This is a genomic window from Variovorax sp. GW821-FHT09B01 (assembly GCF_059418345.1).
The window spans coordinates 56,330-74,803 of record NZ_JBWKPQ010000035.1 but is presented as its reverse complement, the minus strand read 5'-3'; the positions used below and the strand labels follow the sequence as shown (position 1 = coordinate 74,803).

Sequence of the window (18,474 nt, the reverse complement as noted above, 5' to 3'; positions counted from 1 at the left end):
TCGCCTTTTCTTTGCCTACTTTCTTTTGGCGAAGCAAAAGAAAGTAGGTCGCCCGCCGGGGCGAGACCCGGCCAACGGCCTAAGCAGAGAAAAAAACCCCAAAAAACACCCAGAGCAGTCATAAGCATTCAACGAAGAGTTCGTTGCCCAACCCCCCATCCCCGCCTACATTGCGGCACATGAGCCAAGTCCTCGTCCCCGAGCGCACCCAATCCTTCGAGATCCGCCCCTTCCCCGCCCCCGTAGGCGCCGAAGTCATCGGCCTCGACATCGCGCGCCCCATCCTGGAAGAAGACTTCGCCCGCATCCACCGCGCCCACCTCGACCACCACGTCCTGGTCTTCCGCAACCAGCAGATCACCCCCCAGCAGCACATCGACTTCAGCCGCCGCTTCGGCCCGCTCGAGATCCACGTCCTGCACCAGTTCCAGCTCAAGAACCATCCCGAGATCCTCATCGTCTCCAACATCAAGGAGAACGGCGAGCCCATCGGCCTCGGCGACGCGGGCGTCTACTGGCATTCCGACATCTCCTACAAGCCCAAGCCCAGCCTCGGCTCGTTGCTGCACGCGCAGGAACTGCCCAGCGAGGGAGGCGACACGCTGTTCGCCGACCAGCACCTGGCATGGGAAGCACTGCCGAGCGACCTGCAGCAGCGCATCCTGCCGCTGAAGGCCGAGCACAGCTACCTCGCCAAGTACGAGGAACTGCGCGCCAAGAACCCGTGGCGGCCCAAGCTCTCGCAGGCGCAGATCGACCAGGTCGCGCCCGCGGTGCAGCCGGTGGTGCGCACGCATCCCGAGACCGGGCGCAAGGCGCTGTTCGTCAGCGAGCACTTCACCACCCGCATCGTCGGCCTGCCCAAGGAAGAAAGCGATGAACTCCTGTCCGAGCTGTTCGCGCACAGCGTGAAGCCCGAATTCGTCTACCGCCACCAATGGGCGCCCCATGACCTCGTGTTCTGGGACAACCGCTCGCTGATGCACCTGGCGGCGGGCACGCCCGACCACCTGCGCCGCCGGCTCAACCGCACCACCATCGTGGGCGACGAGCCCCGATAGACCGACCACCTCCGCAGACGAACGTCCTCGACGGACCGGCGACGCCGGGTCCGCGCGGAGCGCTGCACCCCGAATTTCTTCCCTTGGAGTCCTTCCCGCCATGAACCGCTTCACCCGCCAGGCCGCATCCCTCGTCGCCGGCCTCGGCCTGCTGGCCGGCAGCCTCGCCGCGCACGCCGAGGGCCAGATCCGCATCGCCGAGCAGTTCGGCATCGTCTACCTGCTGCTCAACGTGGCGCAGGACCAGAAGCTGATCGAGAAGCACGCGAAGGCCGCGGGCGTCGACGCCAAGGTCGAATGGGTCAAGCTCTCGGGCGGCTCGGCGGTCAACGACGCGCTGCTGTCGGGCAACATCGAGATCGCCGGTGCCGGCGTCGGCCCGCTGCTCACGCTGTGGGACCGCACCAAGGGCAAGCAGAACGTCAAGGGCGTGGCCTCGCTGGGCAACTTCCCCTACTACCTGGTGAGCAACAACCCGAACGTGAAGACCATCGCCGACTTCACGGACAAGGACCGCATCGCGCTGCCCGCGGTCGGCGTGTCGGTGCAGTCGCGCGTGCTGCAGTTCGCCTCGGCCAAGCTCTGGGGCGACAAGGAGTTCAACAAGCTCGACAAGATCAGCGTGGCGCTGCCGCATCCCGACGCGGCCGCGGCCATCATCAAGGGTGGCACCGAGATCACGGCCCACTTCGGCAACCCGCCGTTCCAGGAGCAGGAGCTCGCGGGCAACCCCGCGGCGCACATCGTGCTGAACTCCTACCAGGTGCTGGGCGGCCCGTCGTCGGCCACGGTGCTCTACGCCACCGAGAAATTCCGCAACGAGAACCCCAAGACCTACAAGGCCTTCATCGACGCGCTCGACGAGGCCGCGAAGTTCGTCAGCGCCAATCCCGAGAAGGCGGCCGACATCTACCTCAAGGTCAGCAACGCCAAGCTCGACCGCGAGCTGCTGCTGAAGATCATCAGGAACCCCGAGGTGCAGTTCAAGACCACGCCGCAGAACACCTACGCGCTGGCCGACTTCATGCACCGCGTGGGCGCGATCAAGAACAAGCCGGCCTCGGTGAAGGACTACTTCTTCGACGACGCGCACAACGCCTCGGGCAACTGATGATGAGCACGGCGGCGGTGCTGGATTCGCGGGCCGATGCCCTGGTCCACCGGCAGCGGGTGGAGCCCGCGGCCGGGTCCTCCTTCCCGGAGCTGGCACGCGACGACACGCGCGCGCAGGAGGCCGCGGCGCCGCTGCTGCAGGTCGACGGCGTCAGCCTCGAGTACCGCACGCCCGAGCGCGTGGTGCGCGCCACGCACCGCGTGAGCTTCGACGTGCACCAGGCCGACCGCTTCGTGCTGCTCGGCCCCTCGGGCTGCGGCAAGTCGACCCTGCTGAAATCGGTCGCGGGCTTCATCGCGCCGGTCGAGGGCGAGATCCGGCTGGCCGGCGAGCGCGTGCTGCGGCCCGGGCCCGACCGCATCGTGGTGTTCCAGGAGTTCGACCAGCTGCCGCCGTGGAAGACCGTCCGGCAGAACGTGATGTTCCCGCTGCTGGCCTCGCGCACGCTGGGCCGCAAGGAAGCGGCCGAGCGCGCGCTGCACTACCTCGACAAGGTGGGGCTCTCGAAATTCGCCGACGTGCATCCGCACCAGCTCTCGGGCGGCATGAAGCAGCGCGTGGCGATCGCGCGCGCGCTCGCGATGCAGCCGCGCGTGCTGCTGATGGACGAGCCCTTCGCCGCGCTCGACGCGCTCACGCGCCGGCGCATGCAGCAGGAGCTGCTGGCGCTGTGGGACGAGGTGCGCTTCACGCTGCTGTTCGTGACCCACTCGATCGAGGAGGCGCTGGTGGTGGGCAACCGCATCGCGCTGCTGTCGCCGCATCCCGGGCGCATGCGCGCCGAGATCAACAGCCACGGCTTCACGCTCGACAGCCTCGGCGGCACCGAGTTCCAGCAGACCGCGAAACGCATCCACGACATGCTGTTCGACGAAGCACACGACACCGAGGCCGGCCGATGAGCGCGATCCTTCCCCCCGTGCGCCCCGAGTACGAGCGCACGCTCGAACCCTTCACCGAGCTGCCGGTCGAGCGCCGGCTGCCGCTGGGCGCGCGCCTGGCCTCGCAGGCCTGGCTGCGCAAGGGCCTGATCCTGGTCGCGATCGCGCTGCTGTGGGAACTGGCGGCGCGCTGGCAGGACAACGACCTGCTGCTGCCCACCTTCAGCGCCACCGCGCGCGCGCTGGTCGAGGGCCTGGCCAGCGGCGAGCTGCTCGAGAAGGTGCGCATCTCGCTCGCGGTGCTGGTGCAGGGCTACCTCGCGGGCGTGGCGCTGGCCTTCGCGCTGACCACGCTCGCGGTGTCCACGCGCATCGGCCGCGACCTGCTGGACACGCTGACCTCGATGTTCAACCCGCTGCCCGCGATCGCGCTGCTGCCGCTGGCGCTGCTGTGGTTCGGCCTGGGCCGCGGCAGCCTGGTGTTCGTGCTGATCCACTCGGTGCTGTGGCCGCTGGCGCTCAACACCTATGCGGGCTTCCAGGGCGTGCCCGAGACCCTGCGCATGGCCGGGCGCAACTACGGCCTCACGGGCCTGCGCTACGTGCTGCAGATCCTGGTGCCGGCCGCGCTGCCGTCGATCCTCTCGGGGCTCAAGATCGGCTGGGCCTTCGCCTGGCGCACGCTGATCGCGGCCGAGCTGGTGTTCGGCGCCTCCTCGGGCAAGGGCGGGCTGGGCTGGTACATCTTCCAGAACCGCAACGAGCTCTACACCGACCGCGTGTTCGCGGGCCTGGTCATGGTGGTGCTGATCGGGCTGCTGGTCGAGAGCCTGGGCTTCAAGACGCTCGAGCGCCTGACGGTGCGCAAGTGGGGCCAGCAGCGCTGACCGACCGCGCTCAGCCGGCCTTGCCGCCCTTCTTCGCCTCCTCGCGCAGGCTGCGCAGCTCGGCGCGCAGGAACTCGCCCGACTCCTTGATCGCGCCGCCGCCGAGCTTCACGCGGTAGGCCTGGCCGGTCATCTCCGAGCGCGTGGCGCAGCGCTCGATGAAGTCCTCGGCGGTCACGATCTCCTTTTTGAAGTGCTCGTACTTGGCCTGCATGTGCTTGGCGGCCTCGGTGGCGTTGTACTCGCTGCCGTTGCGCAGGAAGGTCATCGAGCCCATCTTGGCCACGCGCTGGATCAGCGTGTCGATCAGCCGGTGCTCCGATTCCGACGGGGTGGCGTGGGCGAGGGCGGCGGCGGTGCCGAGCAGGGCCGCGAGCAGGGCGCGGCGCAGGGGCTGGAAGCTGGTCATGTCGTCTCCGCTTGGCAATTTTCGGGCCATGCTAGGACGGCGGGTCGCGCCGGTCAAACCCCGGGCCGATCCAAGTTCGGCCTGGACCTCGGCGCAAGGTCGGGTCTAATCCGGGGTTCGCGGCGCCCTGCCGCTTTGCCCGCAGTCCTTTGCCATGAGCACTTCCAACGCCGATCTCCCGAGCCTCGCGCAGGCGCTGGCCGACGCCGCCGCCGCCCAGTCGATGCGCCATTTCCGCACCCCGCTGGACATCATCACCAAGGCCGACGAGAGCCCGGTCACGCTGGCCGACCGCGCGGCCGAGACCGCCATGCGCGAGCTGCTCGCGCAGCGCGCGCCGGCCGACGGCATCTACGGCGAGGAGCACGGCGCCGAGCGCCTGGAGGCCGAGCGCGTCTGGGTGCTCGACCCGATCGACGGCACCCGCAGCTTCATCACCGGCTCGCCGCTGTGGGGCACGCTGATCGGCGTGCTGCAGGGCGAGCGCGTGGTGTTCGGCATGGTCGACATGCCGGTGCTGAAGGAACGCTGGATCGGTCAGGTCGGCGTGGGCGCCACGCGCGACGGCCAGCCGGTGCACGCGAGCGCCTGCGGCGAAGTCGCCAAGGCGCGCATCGTCACCACCTCGCCCGACATCTTCGCGCCCGCCGACTGGCAGGCCTTCGACCGGCTGAGCCGCCAGTGCGCGATGCGCCGCTTCGGCGGCGACTGCTACGGCTATGCCCAGCTCGCGGGCGGCACCATCGACCTGGTGGTCGAGACCGGCCTGCAGCCCTATGACTACCTCGGCCCGGCCGGCCTGATCGAGGCCGCGGGCGGCGTGATCACCGATTGGGAAGGCCGGCCGCTGGGGCTGAAGTCCGATGGCCGCGTGATCGCGGCGGCCACACCCGAACTTCACCGACAAGCACTGACCGTGCTCCAGGGCTAGACTGGTTTCATGCTTCGCTGGCTGATCGTCGTCGTCCTGGCGCTGGTGCTCATGAGCGGCCTGACCGCCTGGCTGCGCCGCTTCGGCTTCGGACGACTGCCCGGCGATTTCGAGTTCCGCGCCTTCGGCCGCGAATGGCAACTGCCGATCGCGAGCACGGTGGTGCTCAGCATGATCGCGGCGCTGGTGGCGCGGCTGCTGTAGCTCCGGCAACGCCGGATTTCACGAAGGAAGACAACCGCAATGAGAGCCTGCGTCGATATCGGTGGCACCAAGGTGGCCGTGAGCCTTTCCGCGTCGAGCGATGCACCGCTGATCGGCCGGCGCAGCGAGCCCACCGCGAAGACCGGCGACAACGACGCGGTGGCGCTGCAGATCATCCGCATGATCGATGCCATCTGCGCCGAGCAGAAGGTCGACCCCGCGAGCATCGAGCGCGTGGGCGTGTCCTCGACTGGTCCCTTCGAACTGCGCGACGGCAAGGTCGAGCTCGCCACGCCCAACATCTGCGGCGGCATCGCCGGTCCGGCGCGCGGCCTGCCCAACGACTGGATGACGGCGGTGGTCGAGGCGCCGCTCGCGCAGCGCTACGGCTGGGTGCGGGTCGAGAACGACGCCGTGGCCGCGCTCGAGGCCGAGCGCCACTGGGGCGCGCTGCAGGGTTTCGACCATTGCGCCTACGTGACCTGGAGCACCGGCGTGGGCGTGGGCCTGTGCGTGGACGGCCGCGCGCTGCGCGGCAAGAACGGCAACGCGGGCCATGCGGGCCACAGCTTCGTGGCCGACGACGGCAGCGGCGCGCTCTGCGGCTGCGGCAACATCGGCGACGTCGAGGCGCTGGTGGCCGGCAACTCCATCGATCGCCGCTTCGGCCGGCCCGCGCCCGACCTGTTCGCCGCCGCCTCGGCCGGCGAGCGGCATGCGCTCGAGGTGGTCGACGCGCTGTGCCGCGTCATGGGCCGCCTGCTCTACAACCTGGTCGCCACGCTCGACCTGCAGCGCATCAGCCTCGGTGGCAGCGTGTTCCTGCACCACAGCGACTTCCTGCTGCCGCGGCTGCAGGCGCAGATCGACGGCCGGCTGCTGCCGCTGACGCGCGGCGTCGAGCTGGTGCGCGCGGGCCTGGGCGACAAGATCGGCGACTACGCGGCGCTCGCGCTGCTCGACTGAACGCCGCCGGCACCGGGCCGGACCCGCACCGGCCCCGCGCGATGAATTCGCGCCATCACCCCGCCTCTCATTCATTTCGATGATGCGCGCCCGCGCGCGGGCCAGAACACTCGAGCCGAGGGGGTTCATGGAGAACCTTCGTTGACGCAAAAAAAGGAGTGTTCCCATGACTGGTTCCAAGAGGGTGTTCTCGCGTTCGGGCATGTCGCTGGCGAGCGTCGCGGCGTTGCTGGCGCTGGCGGCATGCGGGGGGGGAGGCGGCGGTGGCGGTGGTGGCTTTCCCTTCGTCGGCGTCGCGCCGCCGCCACCGGCGCCCGCACCGCCGGCCGCGCAGAAGCTCGAGGTCAAGGTGGTCGACGGCGTGCTGCGCAATGCCAACGTCTTCCTCGACAAGAACAACAACGGCCTGCTCGACAGCGGCGAGCCCAGCGGCAGGACCGACACGGCGGGCAAGGTCACGCTCGAGATCGATGCCGCGGACGCCGGCAAGTACCCGGTCGTCGCGCTGGTGGGCACCGACGCCGTCGATGCCGAACTCGGCCCGGTGAAGACCGCCTACGTGCTCAAGGCACCGGCCGACAAGCCGGGCCTCGTGAGCCCGCTGACCACGCTCGTGCACTACCTGGGCACCGGCGCGGGCGCCACCTCGGCCGAGGCCGAAGCCAACCTGCGCGCGCAGCTCGGCCTGGGCGGCAGCCTGTTCGACGACTACACCGCCAATGGCGACCTGCTCTCGGCCACCACGGCCGCGACGCTGGTCGCGTTCTCGCAGGCGATCTCCCGCACGCTGGCCGACAGCATCGGCACCGCCGACATCAGCGGCGGCACCATCTCGGCCGGCGACATCTCGCTCGAGACGCAGCGCATGCTGCTCGACAAGCTGACCTCGGTGCGCAACCTCGTGAACCAGGAGTTCTCGCGCGCCAGTTGCGCGGGCGGTGTCGGCACCAAGCCGTGCCAGGACCTGATGGCGGGCCAGTCGACCTACTACGCGACCAACGCCCAGGAGAACCAGCTGCGCCCGGCCAACATCGGCGTGGCCGTCGGCCTCACCAAGCTGGCCGCCGGACCGTCCGTGGGCGCCGGCGAGGCCATCGCGGCGACCGGCATCCTCGACTGGTTCACCATCTCCGACAGCAACAACTGGAGCCGCCGCCTGCTGGTCTCGACCGTCGCGGAGAACACGCCGGTGGACGGGCTGACGCACTTTCGCGACCAGCGCGAGCGTAGCGTGGCCGGCACGGTCACGCGCTGGGCCTCGGGCGGCGATCCGGCGCGGGTCGGCGACCTGCACTGGAACGGCCGCAGCTGGCTCGCGTGCGCGGACTCGAAGAACACGACCACCGTGCGCGACGCCGCCGGGCGGAACATCTCGGACTACTGCGACGGCCTGAGCGTGAGCCGCTCGCGCCGCATCGATGTCGACATCTCGGGCCAGAAGCTGGCCGACGTGGTGAACCGCATCAAGTCCTCCCCGTACACCAGCAACGGCCCCTATGGATCGCGTTATGCCAACTGGGGCCCGCAGGCCAGCGCGGCGGCGATCAGCGCCGACCTCGGCAGCGCCACCTTCCCGGCCGGCTCCCGGCTGCGCCTGCAAGGCAGCATGGACCTCGCCACCGCCATTGCCTACGACGTGCGCGACAACGCGAAGGTCCAGCTCTATCCGGCGGATATCGCGCAAGGCGGCGACAGCACCCGGGGCAGCGTGGCCTGCGCGGCGAACCCGCTGCCGGCCACCGCGCGCGTCGCGACCCTCGAGACGCTGATCCAGCGCAGCCCGGGCGTGCCTTGCGTCTTCGGCGTGGGCACCCTCGACGGCGACAACGGCAGCTTCCAGAGCGGACCGAAGAACGAATGGTGGGGTGCCACCTCGGTCGACCTCGGCACGGTCGGCGGCGCGCCGCTGGGCACCGCGGCCACCATCACCGGCTACTACACCGGCAACTACCTGATGCGCGCGAGCTTCGCGGGCGGCAGCAGCAACGCCGTGACCTTCCTGCAGTGCCAGCAGCGCGTGATCAACGGTTCGCCGCGCAACTGCATCGCGGTCGGTACGGGCACCTACAAGATCGAGACCCTGGGCGATGCGCGCGTGCTGAGCTTCAGCCCGGTGGGCGACTTCGCGCTGTTCATCGACTACGAGCGCGTCTTCATCGAACGCGGCGGCGAAGTGTCGTTCGGCTACAAGTCGAAGGCGGTCGGCAAGCAGCAGCTGCGGTTGAACCTCGCGGCCTCGAACGCGCTGTTCGCGGCCTATGCCGCGAAGGGTGCGACAGGGCTGACGCCGATCGTGCCCTGAGCACGCTGCGGTTCAGGCGGCCCGGCGCGCCGCGGCGCAGCACTGCGCCGCGAGCTCGCCGAGCCGCTTCAACCCCGCATCGATGGCCGGCGAATAGGGCCAGCCGCAGTTGATGCGCAGGTAGTGGTCGAAGCGGCCCGAGTTCGAGAACATGGCGCCGGGCGCGATCTGGATGCGCTCGGCCAGCGCGGCCTCGAACAGGGCGTTGGCGCCGATGCGCTCGGGCAGCTCCAGCCACAGCTGCAGCCCGCCGCGCGGCAGGTTGAGCCGGGTGCCGGCGGGGAAGTAGTTCGCGATCGCCTCGGCCGTCTGCTCGCGCTGGCGGCCCAGGTGCTCGCGCAGCCGGCGCAGGTGGCGGTCGTAGCTGCCCGTGCCCATGAATTCGCCGGCCGCGAGCTGGGCCAGGTCCTCGTTGTTGCGGGTCTGGGCGTACTTGAGCATCTCCACGCGCGCATGCCAGCGCCCGGCCGTGATCCAGCCCAGGCGCAGGCCGGGCGCGAGGATCTTGTGCAGCGAGGCGCAGTAGATGACGTTGCCCGTGCGGTCCCAGGACTTGAGCGCGCGCAGCGGGGTCTCGCTGTCGACCAATTCGCTGTAGGAGTCGTCCTCGATCACCGGGATGCCGTGGCGCTCGCACAGCTGCGCGAGCCGCTGCTTGTGCGCGTCGGGCATCACGCTGCCCAGCGGGTTCTGCAGGTGCGGCACCACGGCCACGGCCTTCACGTTGTCGTAGGCCTGCAGCGCGAGCTCGAGCGCCTCGATCGAGATGCCGGTCTGCGGGCTGGTCGGGATCTCGAGCGCGCGCAGGCCCAGGCTCTCGAGCACCTGCAGCAGGCCGTAGAAGGTGGGCGACTCCACGGCCACCGTGTCGCCGGGCTGCGTGACCGCGCGCAGCGCGAGGTTCAGCGCCTCGATGCAGCCGTTGGTGACCAGCACCTCGTCGGGCGGGATCGTCATGCCGATGCGCAGGCTGCGCTGGGCCAGCACGGCGCGGAACTGTGCATTGCCCTTCTGCGGCGTGGCCGAGGTCAGCAGCTCGGGCTTGTGGCGCAGCGCGCGCGTCATCGCATTGCGCAGCGCCTCGGCCGGATAGAGCTGCGGCGCGCCGCGTGCGATCGCGAAGTTCAGCGTGTCGCCGGCCGTGCGGCCGCGCACCACGAAGTCGGACACGCGCGCATGGATGCCCACGTACTGCGCCGGATCGGGCGGCAGCACGGTCAGCGGCTCCTCCATCGGCGCGATCGCGAGCCGGCGCGGCCGGCGCACGAAGTAGCCCGAGCGGTCGCGCGCCTCGACCCAGCCGTCGCTCTCCATGGCGCGACACAGTTGCAGTGCGGTCGACAGGCTGATGGCATGCAGCCGCATCAGGCTGCGCAGGGAGGGCAGGCGGTCGCCCTGCTTGAGCGAGCCGGTGTGGATCGCGTCCACGTAGCGCGCCGCCAGTTGCCGATAGAGCGGTAGCGAGTCCATGGCGTCGATGCTCGCGCGATCGTTCATTGGAAAACAGATGCAGTTGCGAGGGAAAACGACCATAACAGATGGCCGCCGGCCCTGGCTGTTCCGGTGCGAATCGCGCCGGCGTGTGCCTGTTTTCCGGGCCGGGGAATTTCTACGATCGAAGCGCGCCCAGCCCTTCCTTCACCGACTTCCGAACCCGAGGTACCGCCATGATCACCACCCTCTCGCAAGCCCCCGATGCCGTCTTCCTCGAAGCCGGCGATTCCTTCCGCACGGCGGTGGACGCCGGCACCTGGCTGCAGGTGGCCGAGGGCCGCGTGCGGGTGTCGGCGCCGCCGCGCTGGATCGGCGAGGCCGTGTGGACCGCGCACACGGTGCTCGGCGAGGGCGAGACGCATGGCGTGGAGCACGGCGGCTGGATCGAGCTGACGGCGCTGTCGCCGGTGCAGTTGCGCATCCATGCGCCGATCGCCGTCGCGCGGCGGCTGCCCGCGCGGGCCGAGCCGCCGGCCGAGCCGGTGTCGGCCGCCTGGGCCGTGCCGCGGCGGCCGGTGATGCGGCTGATGCAGCTGCTCACCGGCTGGTGAGCGGCCGCGTCAGCGCACGCTGGCCGCCTCGCGCAGCGTCTCGAGGAAGCTGCGCCGCCACCAGTGGATGTCCTGCTCGCGGATGCGCGAGAGCAGTGCCTGGTGCCGCTCGCGGCGCTCTTCCAGCGGCATCTGCAGCGCCTGCTGCACCGTCTCGGCGGTGCCGTGGGTGTCGTAGGGATTGACCAGCAGCGCTTCCTTCATCTGTTCGGCCGCGCCCGCGAAGCGCGACAGCACCAGCACGCCGGGGTCGGCCGGGTCCTGCGCCGCCACGTACTCCTTGGCGACCAGGTTCATGCCGTCGCGCAGCGGCGTCACCAGCCCCACGGCCGCGGCGCGGCACAGGCCCGGCACGCGCTTGCGCGCGACCATGCGGTGGATGTAGCGCACCGGCATCCAGTCGAGCTCGCCGTAGTCGCCGTTGATGGCGCCGCACAGCGACTCGAGCTCGCGCCGGATGTCGGCATAGGCATCGACCGTCTCGCGCGTGGGCGAGGCGATCTGGATCAAGGTGGCGCTGCGCCGGTTCTCGGGGTAGTGGGCCAGCAGCTCGCGGAAGGCGCGCACCCGGTTCGGGATGCCCTTGGAGTAGTCGAGCCGGTCGATGCCCAGCAGCAGCCGGCGCTGCGAGTATTCGCGCTTCATGGTCTCGTACATGTCGCGCGCTTCCTTGGCATGGGTGAGCGCCGCGAACTCGTCGACGTCGATGCCGATCGGAAACGCCGCCGCGCGCACCGTGTTGCCGTAGGCGCGGTACATCTCGCCGCCCAGGCTCTCGCCCTTGGCCTCGTTGTGCACGTAGTGCTCGAAGTGCTGCACGTCCTGCTGGGCCTGGAAGCCGATCAGGTCGTAGGCGAACAGCGAGCGCATCAGCCACTCGTGCTGCGGGATCGCCGCCATGATGATCTGCGGCGGCAGCGGGATGTGCAGGAAGAAGCCGATGCGCTGCTTGCAGCCCATGGCGCGCAGCTCGGCCGCCAGCGGGATCAGGTGGTAGTCGTGGACCCAGATGACGTCGTCGTCCTTCAGCAGCGGCATCAGCTTGCGCGCGAACAGCTGGTTCACGCGCCGGTAGCCGCCGATGAAGTTGGCGTCGAAATGGGCCAGGTCGAGCCGGTCGTGGAACACCGGCCACAGCACGTCGTTGCTGTAGCCGAGGTAGTAGCTGTCGTGGTCCTCGCGGCTCAGGTCGATGGTGGCCAGCGTGACCTTGCCGGCCTGCTGGCGCCGCAGCTCGCCCTCGCCGGTCGGGCCGCCCTCGACGATCTGGCCGCTCCAGCCGAACCACATGCCGCCCGACTGCTGCAGGCTCTCGCCGAGCGCGACGGCCAGGCCGCCGGCGGCGGGCTTGCGCGGGTCGGCCACGCGGTTGGAGATGACGACGAGGCGGCTCATATCGCTGAATCCCAAGGAGCGGAGAGACGCATCGCCGCGTTGATGATGCCGACCATCGAGTAGGTCTGCGGGAAGTTGCCCCACATCTCGCCCGTGACCGGATGCGTGTCCTCGGACAGCAGCCCGAGCGGATTGCGCGCGGCCAGCATGGTCTCGAAGATCTGGCGCGCCTCGGCCTTGCGGCCGATCTTCGCGAGCGCGTCGATGCGCCAGAAGGTGCAGATGTTGAACGCGGTCTCGGGCTTGCCGAAGTCGTCGGCGGCCTCGTAGCGGCGCATGTAGGGACCGTCGCACAGCGACTTCTCCATCGCGTCGACGGTCGAGACGAAGCGCGGATCGCGCGCGTCGATCAGGCCCACTTCGGCCATCAGCAGGATGCTGGCGTCGAGCTCGCGGCCGCCGAAGCTCTCGGCGAAGGCCTGGCGCTCCTCGCTCCACGACTTGGCGAGGATTTCCTCGCGCATGCGCGAGGCATGGCCGTGCCAGTAGGCGGCGCGCTCGGCGAAGTTGATGCGGTTCTCCGCGGGCTTGCCCGAGGAGGCCGCCTCGGCGCGCGCGGTCTTGTCGAGCGCGCGCGCGATCTTCGCGAGCCGGTCGCAGGCGGCCCAGCTCATCAGCGCCGAGCTGGTGTGCACGCGCGCACGGGTGCGCAGCTCCCACATGCCGGCGTCGGGCGTGCCGTAGACCGCGATCGCGCGCTCGCCCACGGCCTCGAGGTGCGGAAACTCCGCCTCGCCCGCGCGCTGCAGCAGCCGGTGGTCGTGGAAGGCCTGGGCGGCCCCCAGCACGATGTTGCCGTAGACGTCGTGCTGGAAATGCTCCTGCGCCTGGTTGCCCACGCGCACCGGGCCCATGCCGCGGTAGCCGGGCAGGGTCTCGACGAAGGACTCGGGCAGCTCGCGCTCCAGGCCGATGCCGTACAGCGGCTGGATGTGCTCGCCGTGCGAGCCGATCACCACGTTGCCGAGCCAGCGCAGGTAGTCCTCCATGGTGCCGACCTCGCTCAGCGAGTTGAGCGCGCGCACCACGAAGAAGGCATCGCGCAGCCAGCAGTAGCGGTAGTCCCAGTTGCGCTGGCTGTCGGGCGCCTCGGGGATGCTGGTGGTCATCGCGGCCACGATGGCGCCGGTGTCCTCGTACAGCGACATCTTCAGCGTGATGGCCGCGCGGATCACCGCGTCCTGGTACTCGAAGGGGATCGCGAGCCGCTTCGACCAGACGCGCCAGTAGGCGATGGTCTCCTGCTCGAAGCGGCGCGCGGTGTCGGCGATGCCGTCGAGCAGGGTCTCGTCGACGCCGAACATGAAGTTGTATTCGCGCGAGACCACGAAGGGCTGGCGCGCGAGGATGTGCGAGATCGAGGCGTCGGTGTTCAGCCTGAGCGTGACGTCGGGGCCGACGTAGCGGATGTGGTTGCTGCCGCGCGTGACCTCCATCGGCTCGGTCGCGCCCCACTGGAAGCGCGGGTCGAGCGCCACGCGCATGCGCGGCGCGCCGGCGATCGGGCGCACGCGGCGCACCAGCATCAGCGGGCGGAAGTAGCGCGCGCGGCTGTAGAAGCGCGGCGCGAAGTCGGTGATCTCGATGCCCTGGCCCGCGCTGTCGAACAGCTGGGTGCGCAGCACGGCGGTGTTCGGCTCGTACCACTGCCTGGCTTCGGCGAAGTCCTCGATCTCGAAGCCCCAGGCCGCGCCGCCTTCGCCCGGATGCAGCAGGGCGTTGAACACCGGGTCGCCGTCGAAGCGCGGCAGGCAGCACCAGACCACGCGGGCGCGCGCATCGACCAGCGCGCTGAAGGCGCAGTTGCCGATCACGCCGAGGTTGAGCGAGCAGTCGGCCGGGCGCGGAAATTCGCGCGGCTTGGGCGCGGCGGCCGTGCGTTCGTCGACCGGCGCATCGTCGTCGGGGCCGGCCGCGCCGGCCACCGCTTCGCCGCCGCGGTCCTCGGGCGCCTTCTGGAACTGCCGTGCTTGCGGATCGTCGTGCCGCCCGGCCGGGACTTGTTGTTGTTCTTCCTGCTGGGTGTCGCTCATGCGGGATTCCTTGGCGAAGCTTCTTCGGGAGCGGGGGAGGGCGCGTTCGCGAGCTGGTCGCGCGCCTGCACCAGCCATTCGTAGACGGCGCGCGGCGACTCGAGCCGGTGCTGCGCGAGGCTCGGACCCGAGCCGACCTTGATGCCGACGCCGCCGCGCGGCTGCACCACGGCGAAGCCGCTCTCGTCGGTGGTGTCGTCGCCCGCGAACACCGGCACGCGGCCCGCGAACGGCGGCTCGTGCATGAAGGCGTCGATGGCGATGCCCTTGTTGACGCCGGCGGGCTTGACCTCGAACACGAACTTGCCGTGCAGCAGCTCGAGCTGCGGTCGCTCGGCGATGGCGCGCGACATGGCGTCGCCGCACACGGCCTCGAGCTGCGGCGCGAGCCGGTAGTGCAGCGCGATGGCCGCGTGCTTGCGTTCGACCAGCAGGCCTTCGTGCACGCGCGCGAGCTCGTTGGCGATCTCGAGCACGGGCACCAGGTCGGGCGGATGCTGCTCCTGCATCGCGCCCTTGGCATCGCGGCGCTGCACGCCGTGCTCGCCCGCGGCCGGCAGGCGCAGCGGCGCGAGGAAGCGGTCGAGCACGTCGATCTGGCGGCCCGACACCACGGCGAGGGCGCCGCCGAGCAGGTCCTTGAGGTCGCCGAGCAGCGCGACCAGGGCAGGGGGGACTTCGATCGCCTCGGGCGTGGCCGCGAGGCCCACCAGGGTGCCGTCGAAATCGAGGAAGAGGGCCGCGTCCCGGCCCAGGGGAGGAGGCAGCGGATCGTTGCTGCGGATGGGATTGGACATCGTGAAAGACCTTAGCACGGCCCCCGCGCGCGCCGTGTCGGCCAAAACCGGACGTGCCCCGGGGCCGGGGCCGCGACCTGCGCGCAGGCTCAGGGCGCGGCGCCGGGCGCGAGATCGGCCAGCGCGCGCAGCAGCGCCGTGGCCTCCACCGGCTTGAACAGCACCGGCACGCCCGAGGCGCGCACGCGCTGCAGCCGCTCGGGCGCGGTCTCGCCGGTCACCAGCATCAGCGGCGCGGCGAGGTCGAAGCGCGCGCGCAGGCGCTGGCCGACATCGAGGCCGTTGTCGCCGTTGGCGAGCCGGTAGTCGCACAGCAGCGCGCGGAAGGGCGCCGGGCCCGATGCCAGCAGCGCGGCCGCTTCCGCCTCGCCGGCCACGGCCTCCAGGTCGATGCCGTGGGCCTGCAGCAGCTCGGTCATCGCCGCGCGGATCTCGGCGTCGTCGTCGATCAGCAGGATGCGGCCCGGCACCGGCGCCGCCGGGGCGGGTGCGGCCTCGGCGCGGACGGCCCAGGGCCCGGGGGCGGCCTGCGCGTCGCAGCGCGGCAGCACGAGCCGAAAGCGCGTGCCGCGTCCCACGCGCGAGCGCAGCTGCACCGGATGGCCGAGCAGCCGCGAGAGGCGGCGCACGATGGCCAGGCCGATGCCCAGCCCGTGCGAGCGTTCGCGCCCGGGGTTGTCGACCTGGTAGAACTCCTCGAACACGCGGTCGAGCTGGCCCGGCGCGATGCCGATGCCCGAATCGACCACCTCGATCCACACCGAATCGCCGAGCCCGTCGCCGTTGCGCCGCACGCGCGCGCGCACCGACACGCCGCCGCGCGCCGTGTACTTGAGCGCGTTGTCGAGCAGGTTCGACAGCATGCGGTGCAGCAGCCGCGGATCGCTGCGCACCCACAGGCCGCTCGCGCGCAGCCGCAGCTGCAATTGCCGCTGCTCGGCCTGCGCCGCGAACATGGGATTGAGCGCGCGGAACAGCACGTCGAGCGAGACCGGCTCGAGCGCCGGCTCGACCACGCCGGCATCGAGGCGCGAGACGTCGAGCATGGTGTCGAGCGAGCTGCCGAGCGCGTTCACCGCGCGCATCAGGCGCTGCGCGTTGCGGCTTTGGGGATGCTCGTTCTCGAGCGCGGCACCGAACAGCGCAATGGCATGCAGCGGCTGGCGCAGGTCGTGGCTGGCGGTGGCCAGGAAGCGGGTCTTCTCGATGCTCGCGCGCTCGGCCGCGGCGATCTGCTCGCCCAGGCGCTCGGCCAGCGCCTCGTTCTCGAAGCGCAGCACCAGCGAGTCGGTGAGCAGCCGGTGCTGCTGCTGGCCCACGCGCAGCGTGAACAGCAGGTAGGCCAGGCTGAACATCGACAGGAACAGGTGCATGCCGTCGCCCTGCCAGGCCAGCGCGGTGATCAGGCTCAGCATCATCGGCAGCGTGTAGCCGTAGAGCGCGGGCTTGAGCGGCCACAGCAGCTGCATGGCGCGCGCGCAGCTGCCGATGACGACCACCGTGAGCACCGAGGTCGCGGACAGGTCGTCGCGCGAGATGAACAGCCAGGGCGCGGTGGCGGTCGCCAGGCTCACCAGCGTGACGGTGCGCGCATGGCGGCGCGCCCACAGCGGGGTCTGGTCCAGCGGCAGGTCGGCATGCCAGCGCGGCATCAGGTACAGCGCCAGGCCGAGCAGCAGGTGGGCCGCCATCCAGGCCAGGATCCAGGCGCGCGGCGAGGCGATGTACATCGCGGCCCCGAGCGCGACGCCGAGGCCGAAGTGCACCACGATCGAGGCGTCGTAGGCGCCGTAGACCGAGGCCAGGTGCTCGCGCAGCACGCGCAGCGCCAGGTCCCGCGGCACCGCGGCCGCGACCGCCGGCGCGGCGTGCGTGGCGCTCGGGTCCGGCGAGGAGGTGGGAGGCGGGGCGGCGATCACCCGGCCCATGCTAGCCGGGGCGTGCGGCGTCGGAAGTGCCCTAAGTCATGGAACCTCCGCCATAGGCGTGAAGACATGCCGCCGCGCGCGTGGTATTCGCGCGCCTGGGGCGGTCGGCCGTTCAGCCGGCCGCGGCCTTCACGGCGTCGATGCGCGCGCGGTGGATCGCTTCGCCGATCTTCGGGCCGGTGGCGCCGGCCTGCTGCGCCTGGCGCGCGACCGCGTCGGTGGCCACGGCCGCGGCCACGGCCAGCACCGCGAGCAGGCGCTCGCGCTGCGGATAGTCGCGCTGCTCGAAGCCGAGCCGGCCGCGCGCGTCGCATTCGCAGGCCAGCAGCGCCTCGGCGAAGCGCGCGGGCTTGCGGAAGGCATCGCAGCGCTCGAGCAGCCGCACCAGCGCGGCGGCATCGAGCTCGCCGCTGCGATGGATGTTGCCGTGCTCGCGCGCCACCACCTCGGCCAGCTCGCGGAGGTCGACCGGCACGCGCCAGCGATCACACACCGCCTGCAGCAGCTCGACGCTGCGCTTCTCGTGGCCGATGTGGCGCGGCAGGATTTCCGGATCGGTGGTGCCCTTGCCGAGGTCGTGCATCAGGCAGGCGAAGCGCACGCCCAGCGACGCCGACAGGCGCGCGCTGGTGTCGAGCACCATCATCAGGTGCACGCCGGTGTCGATCTCGGGATGGTGCTGCGCGGGCTGCGGCACGCCCCAGAGCCGGTCGACCTCGGGCAGCAGCACCGCGAGCGCGCCGCAGGCGCGCAGCACCTCGAACATGCGCGAGGGCCGCGTCTCCATCAGCCCGCGCGAGAGCTCCTGCCACACGCGCTCGGGCACCAGCGCGTCGACCTCGCCGGCCGCGACCATTTCGCGCATCAGCGCGAGCGTGTCGGGCGCGACCTCGAAGTCGTCGAAGCGCGCGGCGAAGCGCGCCACGCGCAGGATGCGCACCGGGTCCTCGCGGAAGGCGTCGGTGACGTGGCGCAGCCGCTTCTCGCGCAGGTCGCGCTGGCCGTCGAAGGGATCGGCCAGGTCGGCGGGCGCGGGGTCGAAGCTGCCGTCGGCGGCCACGCGCTCGGCCGGCAGCGCGATCGCGTTGATGGTCAGGTCGCGCCGCGCGAGGTCCTGCTCGAGGCTCACGTCGGGCGCGGCATGGATCACGAAGCCGCGGTAGCCGGGCGCGCTCTTGCGCTCGGTGCGCGCGAGCGCGTACTCCTCGCGCGTCGATGGATGAAGGAATACCGGGAAGTCGCGCCCCACGGGCAGGAAGCCCTGTGCCACCATGTCCTCGGGCGTGGCGCCGACCACGAGCCAATCGTGGTCCGACACCGGGCGTCCGAGCAGGCGGTCGCGCACCGCGCCGCCGACGAGATAGGTTTTCATGCGCGCAGTGTAGGGATACCCCGCAGGGCTTAAAAAGAACGGTCGTTCGATAATCTCCGAGGCAAATCGAACGATCGTTCGCTCGCTCGATGCGCTCGAACGCTTCACCGGCGGCAGACCGGCACCGCGTTTGGAGGGGGAATTTCAAC

General features: G+C 70.7%; 16 protein-coding genes. 9 read left to right on the top strand and 7 right to left on the bottom strand.

The features are described from left to right. The first annotated feature begins 179 nt into the window (after positions 1–179). The 4 genes from AC07RV_RS43165 (at position 180) to AC07RV_RS43150 (ending at position 3,943) form a co-directional block, all read left to right on the top strand. Positions 180–1,061: a TauD/TfdA dioxygenase family protein gene (locus AC07RV_RS43165; protein ID WP_296775494.1), complete on the top strand. Its 882-nt coding sequence runs from the start codon at positions 180–182 to the stop codon at positions 1,059–1,061. Positions 1,062–1,161: 100 nt separating this feature from the next. Beyond that, positions 1,162–2,172, top strand: a complete 1,011-nt coding sequence (locus AC07RV_RS43160) for an ABC transporter substrate-binding protein (protein ID WP_208509445.1) — start codon at positions 1,162–1,164, stop codon at positions 2,170–2,172. Beyond that, on the top strand, positions 2,172–3,077 hold the full coding sequence (locus AC07RV_RS43155) for an ABC transporter ATP-binding protein (protein WP_296775502.1): 906 nt from the start codon (positions 2,172–2,174) through the stop codon (positions 3,075–3,077). The genes AC07RV_RS43160 and AC07RV_RS43155 overlap by 1 nt, the downstream gene beginning before the upstream one ends. After that, positions 3,074–3,943, top strand: coding sequence for an ABC transporter permease (locus AC07RV_RS43150; protein ID WP_203204453.1), 870 nt, complete (start codon positions 3,074–3,076; stop codon positions 3,941–3,943). Before AC07RV_RS43155 ends, AC07RV_RS43150 begins: the two co-directional genes overlap by 4 nt. Positions 3,944–3,953: 10 nt before the next feature. On the opposite strand, the gene AC07RV_RS43145 is transcribed toward AC07RV_RS43150, so the two are convergent. Further along, positions 3,954–4,352, bottom strand: coding sequence for a DUF5329 family protein (locus AC07RV_RS43145; protein ID WP_296775513.1), 399 nt, complete (start codon positions 4,350–4,352; stop codon positions 3,954–3,956). A 154-nt stretch (positions 4,353–4,506) separates the two neighbouring features. On the opposite strand from AC07RV_RS43145, the gene hisN reads away from it, so the two are divergent. From hisN to AC07RV_RS43125, 4 genes are all read left to right on the top strand, one after another. Then, on the top strand, positions 4,507–5,283 hold the full coding sequence (gene hisN / locus AC07RV_RS43140) for a histidinol-phosphatase (RefSeq protein WP_296775519.1): 777 nt from the start codon (positions 4,507–4,509) through the stop codon (positions 5,281–5,283). Positions 5,284–5,292: 9 nt separating this feature from the next. Then, positions 5,293–5,487, top strand: a complete 195-nt coding sequence (locus AC07RV_RS43135) for a DUF2905 domain-containing protein (RefSeq protein ID WP_019654592.1) — start codon at positions 5,293–5,295, stop codon at positions 5,485–5,487. Between the two features lie 39 nt (positions 5,488–5,526). Continuing rightward, entirely contained in the window at positions 5,527–6,453 is a 927-nt protein-coding gene (locus AC07RV_RS43130) for an ROK family protein (RefSeq protein WP_296775529.1), read from the top strand. 166 nt (positions 6,454–6,619) lie between these two features. Then, positions 6,620–8,755, top strand: a complete 2,136-nt coding sequence (locus tag AC07RV_RS43125) for a hypothetical protein (protein WP_296775536.1) — start codon at positions 6,620–6,622, stop codon at positions 8,753–8,755. A gap of 12 nt (positions 8,756–8,767) precedes the next feature. Here the strand turns inward: AC07RV_RS43125 and AC07RV_RS43120 are convergent, their stop codons facing one another. Beyond that, on the bottom strand, positions 8,768–10,225 hold the full coding sequence (locus AC07RV_RS43120; protein WP_093353708.1) for an aminotransferase-like domain-containing protein: 1,458 nt from the start codon (positions 10,223–10,225) through the stop codon (positions 8,768–8,770). Positions 10,226–10,422: 197 nt separating this feature from the next. Here AC07RV_RS43120 and AC07RV_RS43115 point away from each other — a divergent pair, with 197 nt between their 5' ends. Further along, positions 10,423–10,800: a hypothetical protein gene (locus tag AC07RV_RS43115; RefSeq protein ID WP_203204457.1), complete on the top strand. Its 378-nt coding sequence runs from the start codon at positions 10,423–10,425 to the stop codon at positions 10,798–10,800. 9 nt (positions 10,801–10,809) lie between these two features. Here the strand turns inward: AC07RV_RS43115 and otsA are convergent, their stop codons facing one another. The 5 genes from otsA to AC07RV_RS43090 form a co-directional block, all read right to left on the bottom strand. Next, positions 10,810–12,195: an alpha,alpha-trehalose-phosphate synthase (UDP-forming) gene (gene otsA / locus AC07RV_RS43110; RefSeq protein WP_208507779.1), complete on the bottom strand. Its 1,386-nt coding sequence runs from the start codon at positions 12,193–12,195 to the stop codon at positions 10,810–10,812. Next, positions 12,192–14,228, bottom strand: coding sequence for a glycoside hydrolase family 15 protein (locus tag AC07RV_RS43105; protein ID WP_296775549.1), 2,037 nt, complete (start codon positions 14,226–14,228; stop codon positions 12,192–12,194). The genes otsA and AC07RV_RS43105 overlap by 4 nt, the downstream gene beginning before the upstream one ends. After that, positions 14,225–15,025, bottom strand: coding sequence for a trehalose-phosphatase (gene otsB / locus AC07RV_RS43100; RefSeq protein ID WP_093353560.1), 801 nt, complete (start codon positions 15,023–15,025; stop codon positions 14,225–14,227). Before otsB ends, AC07RV_RS43105 begins: the two co-directional genes overlap by 4 nt. A gap of 89 nt (positions 15,026–15,114) precedes the next feature. After that, positions 15,115–16,869 carry an ATP-binding response regulator gene (locus AC07RV_RS43095; protein WP_296775577.1) on the bottom strand — a complete coding sequence of 585 codons (1,755 nt, stop codon included), beginning with the start codon at positions 16,867–16,869 and terminating at the stop codon, positions 15,115–15,117. 196 nt (positions 16,870–17,065) lie between these two features. Beyond that, complete coding sequence (locus AC07RV_RS43090) at positions 17,066–18,325, bottom strand: multifunctional CCA addition/repair protein (protein ID WP_296775555.1); 1,260 nt, start codon at positions 18,323–18,325, stop codon at positions 17,066–17,068. Between the last annotated feature and the right edge of the window lie 149 nt (positions 18,326–18,474).

Bases quoted from the DNA above. Each gene is read 5' to 3' on its own strand.
- AC07RV_RS43090 (WP_296775555.1), bottom strand. From the start codon at position 18,325: ATGAAAACCTATCTCGTCGGCGGCGCGGTGCGCGACCGCCTGCTCGGA.
- AC07RV_RS43160 (WP_208509445.1), top strand. From the start codon at position 1,162: ATGAACCGCTTCACCCGCCAGGCCGCATCCCTCGTCGCCGGCCTCGGC.
- otsB (WP_093353560.1), bottom strand. From the start codon at position 15,025: ATGTCCAATCCCATCCGCAGCAACGATCCGCTGCCTCCTCCCCTGGGC.
- hisN (WP_296775519.1), top strand. From the start codon at position 4,507: ATGAGCACTTCCAACGCCGATCTCCCGAGCCTCGCGCAGGCGCTGGCC.
- AC07RV_RS43125 (WP_296775536.1), top strand. From the start codon at position 6,620: ATGACTGGTTCCAAGAGGGTGTTCTCGCGTTCGGGCATGTCGCTGGCG.
- AC07RV_RS43105 (WP_296775549.1), bottom strand. From the start codon at position 14,228: ATGAGCGACACCCAGCAGGAAGAACAACAACAAGTCCCGGCCGGGCGG.
- otsA (WP_208507779.1), bottom strand. From the start codon at position 12,195: ATGAGCCGCCTCGTCGTCATCTCCAACCGCGTGGCCGACCCGCGCAAG.
- AC07RV_RS43155 (WP_296775502.1), top strand. From the start codon at position 2,172: ATGATGAGCACGGCGGCGGTGCTGGATTCGCGGGCCGATGCCCTGGTC.
- AC07RV_RS43120 (WP_093353708.1), bottom strand. From the start codon at position 10,225: ATGGACTCGCTACCGCTCTATCGGCAACTGGCGGCGCGCTACGTGGAC.
- AC07RV_RS43145 (WP_296775513.1), bottom strand. From the start codon at position 4,352: ATGACCAGCTTCCAGCCCCTGCGCCGCGCCCTGCTCGCGGCCCTGCTC.
- AC07RV_RS43165 (WP_296775494.1), top strand. From the start codon at position 180: ATGAGCCAAGTCCTCGTCCCCGAGCGCACCCAATCCTTCGAGATCCGC.
- AC07RV_RS43115 (WP_203204457.1), top strand. From the start codon at position 10,423: ATGATCACCACCCTCTCGCAAGCCCCCGATGCCGTCTTCCTCGAAGCC.
- AC07RV_RS43135 (WP_019654592.1), top strand. From the start codon at position 5,293: ATGCTTCGCTGGCTGATCGTCGTCGTCCTGGCGCTGGTGCTCATGAGC.
- AC07RV_RS43150 (WP_203204453.1), top strand. From the start codon at position 3,074: ATGAGCGCGATCCTTCCCCCCGTGCGCCCCGAGTACGAGCGCACGCTC.
- AC07RV_RS43130 (WP_296775529.1), top strand. From the start codon at position 5,527: ATGAGAGCCTGCGTCGATATCGGTGGCACCAAGGTGGCCGTGAGCCTT.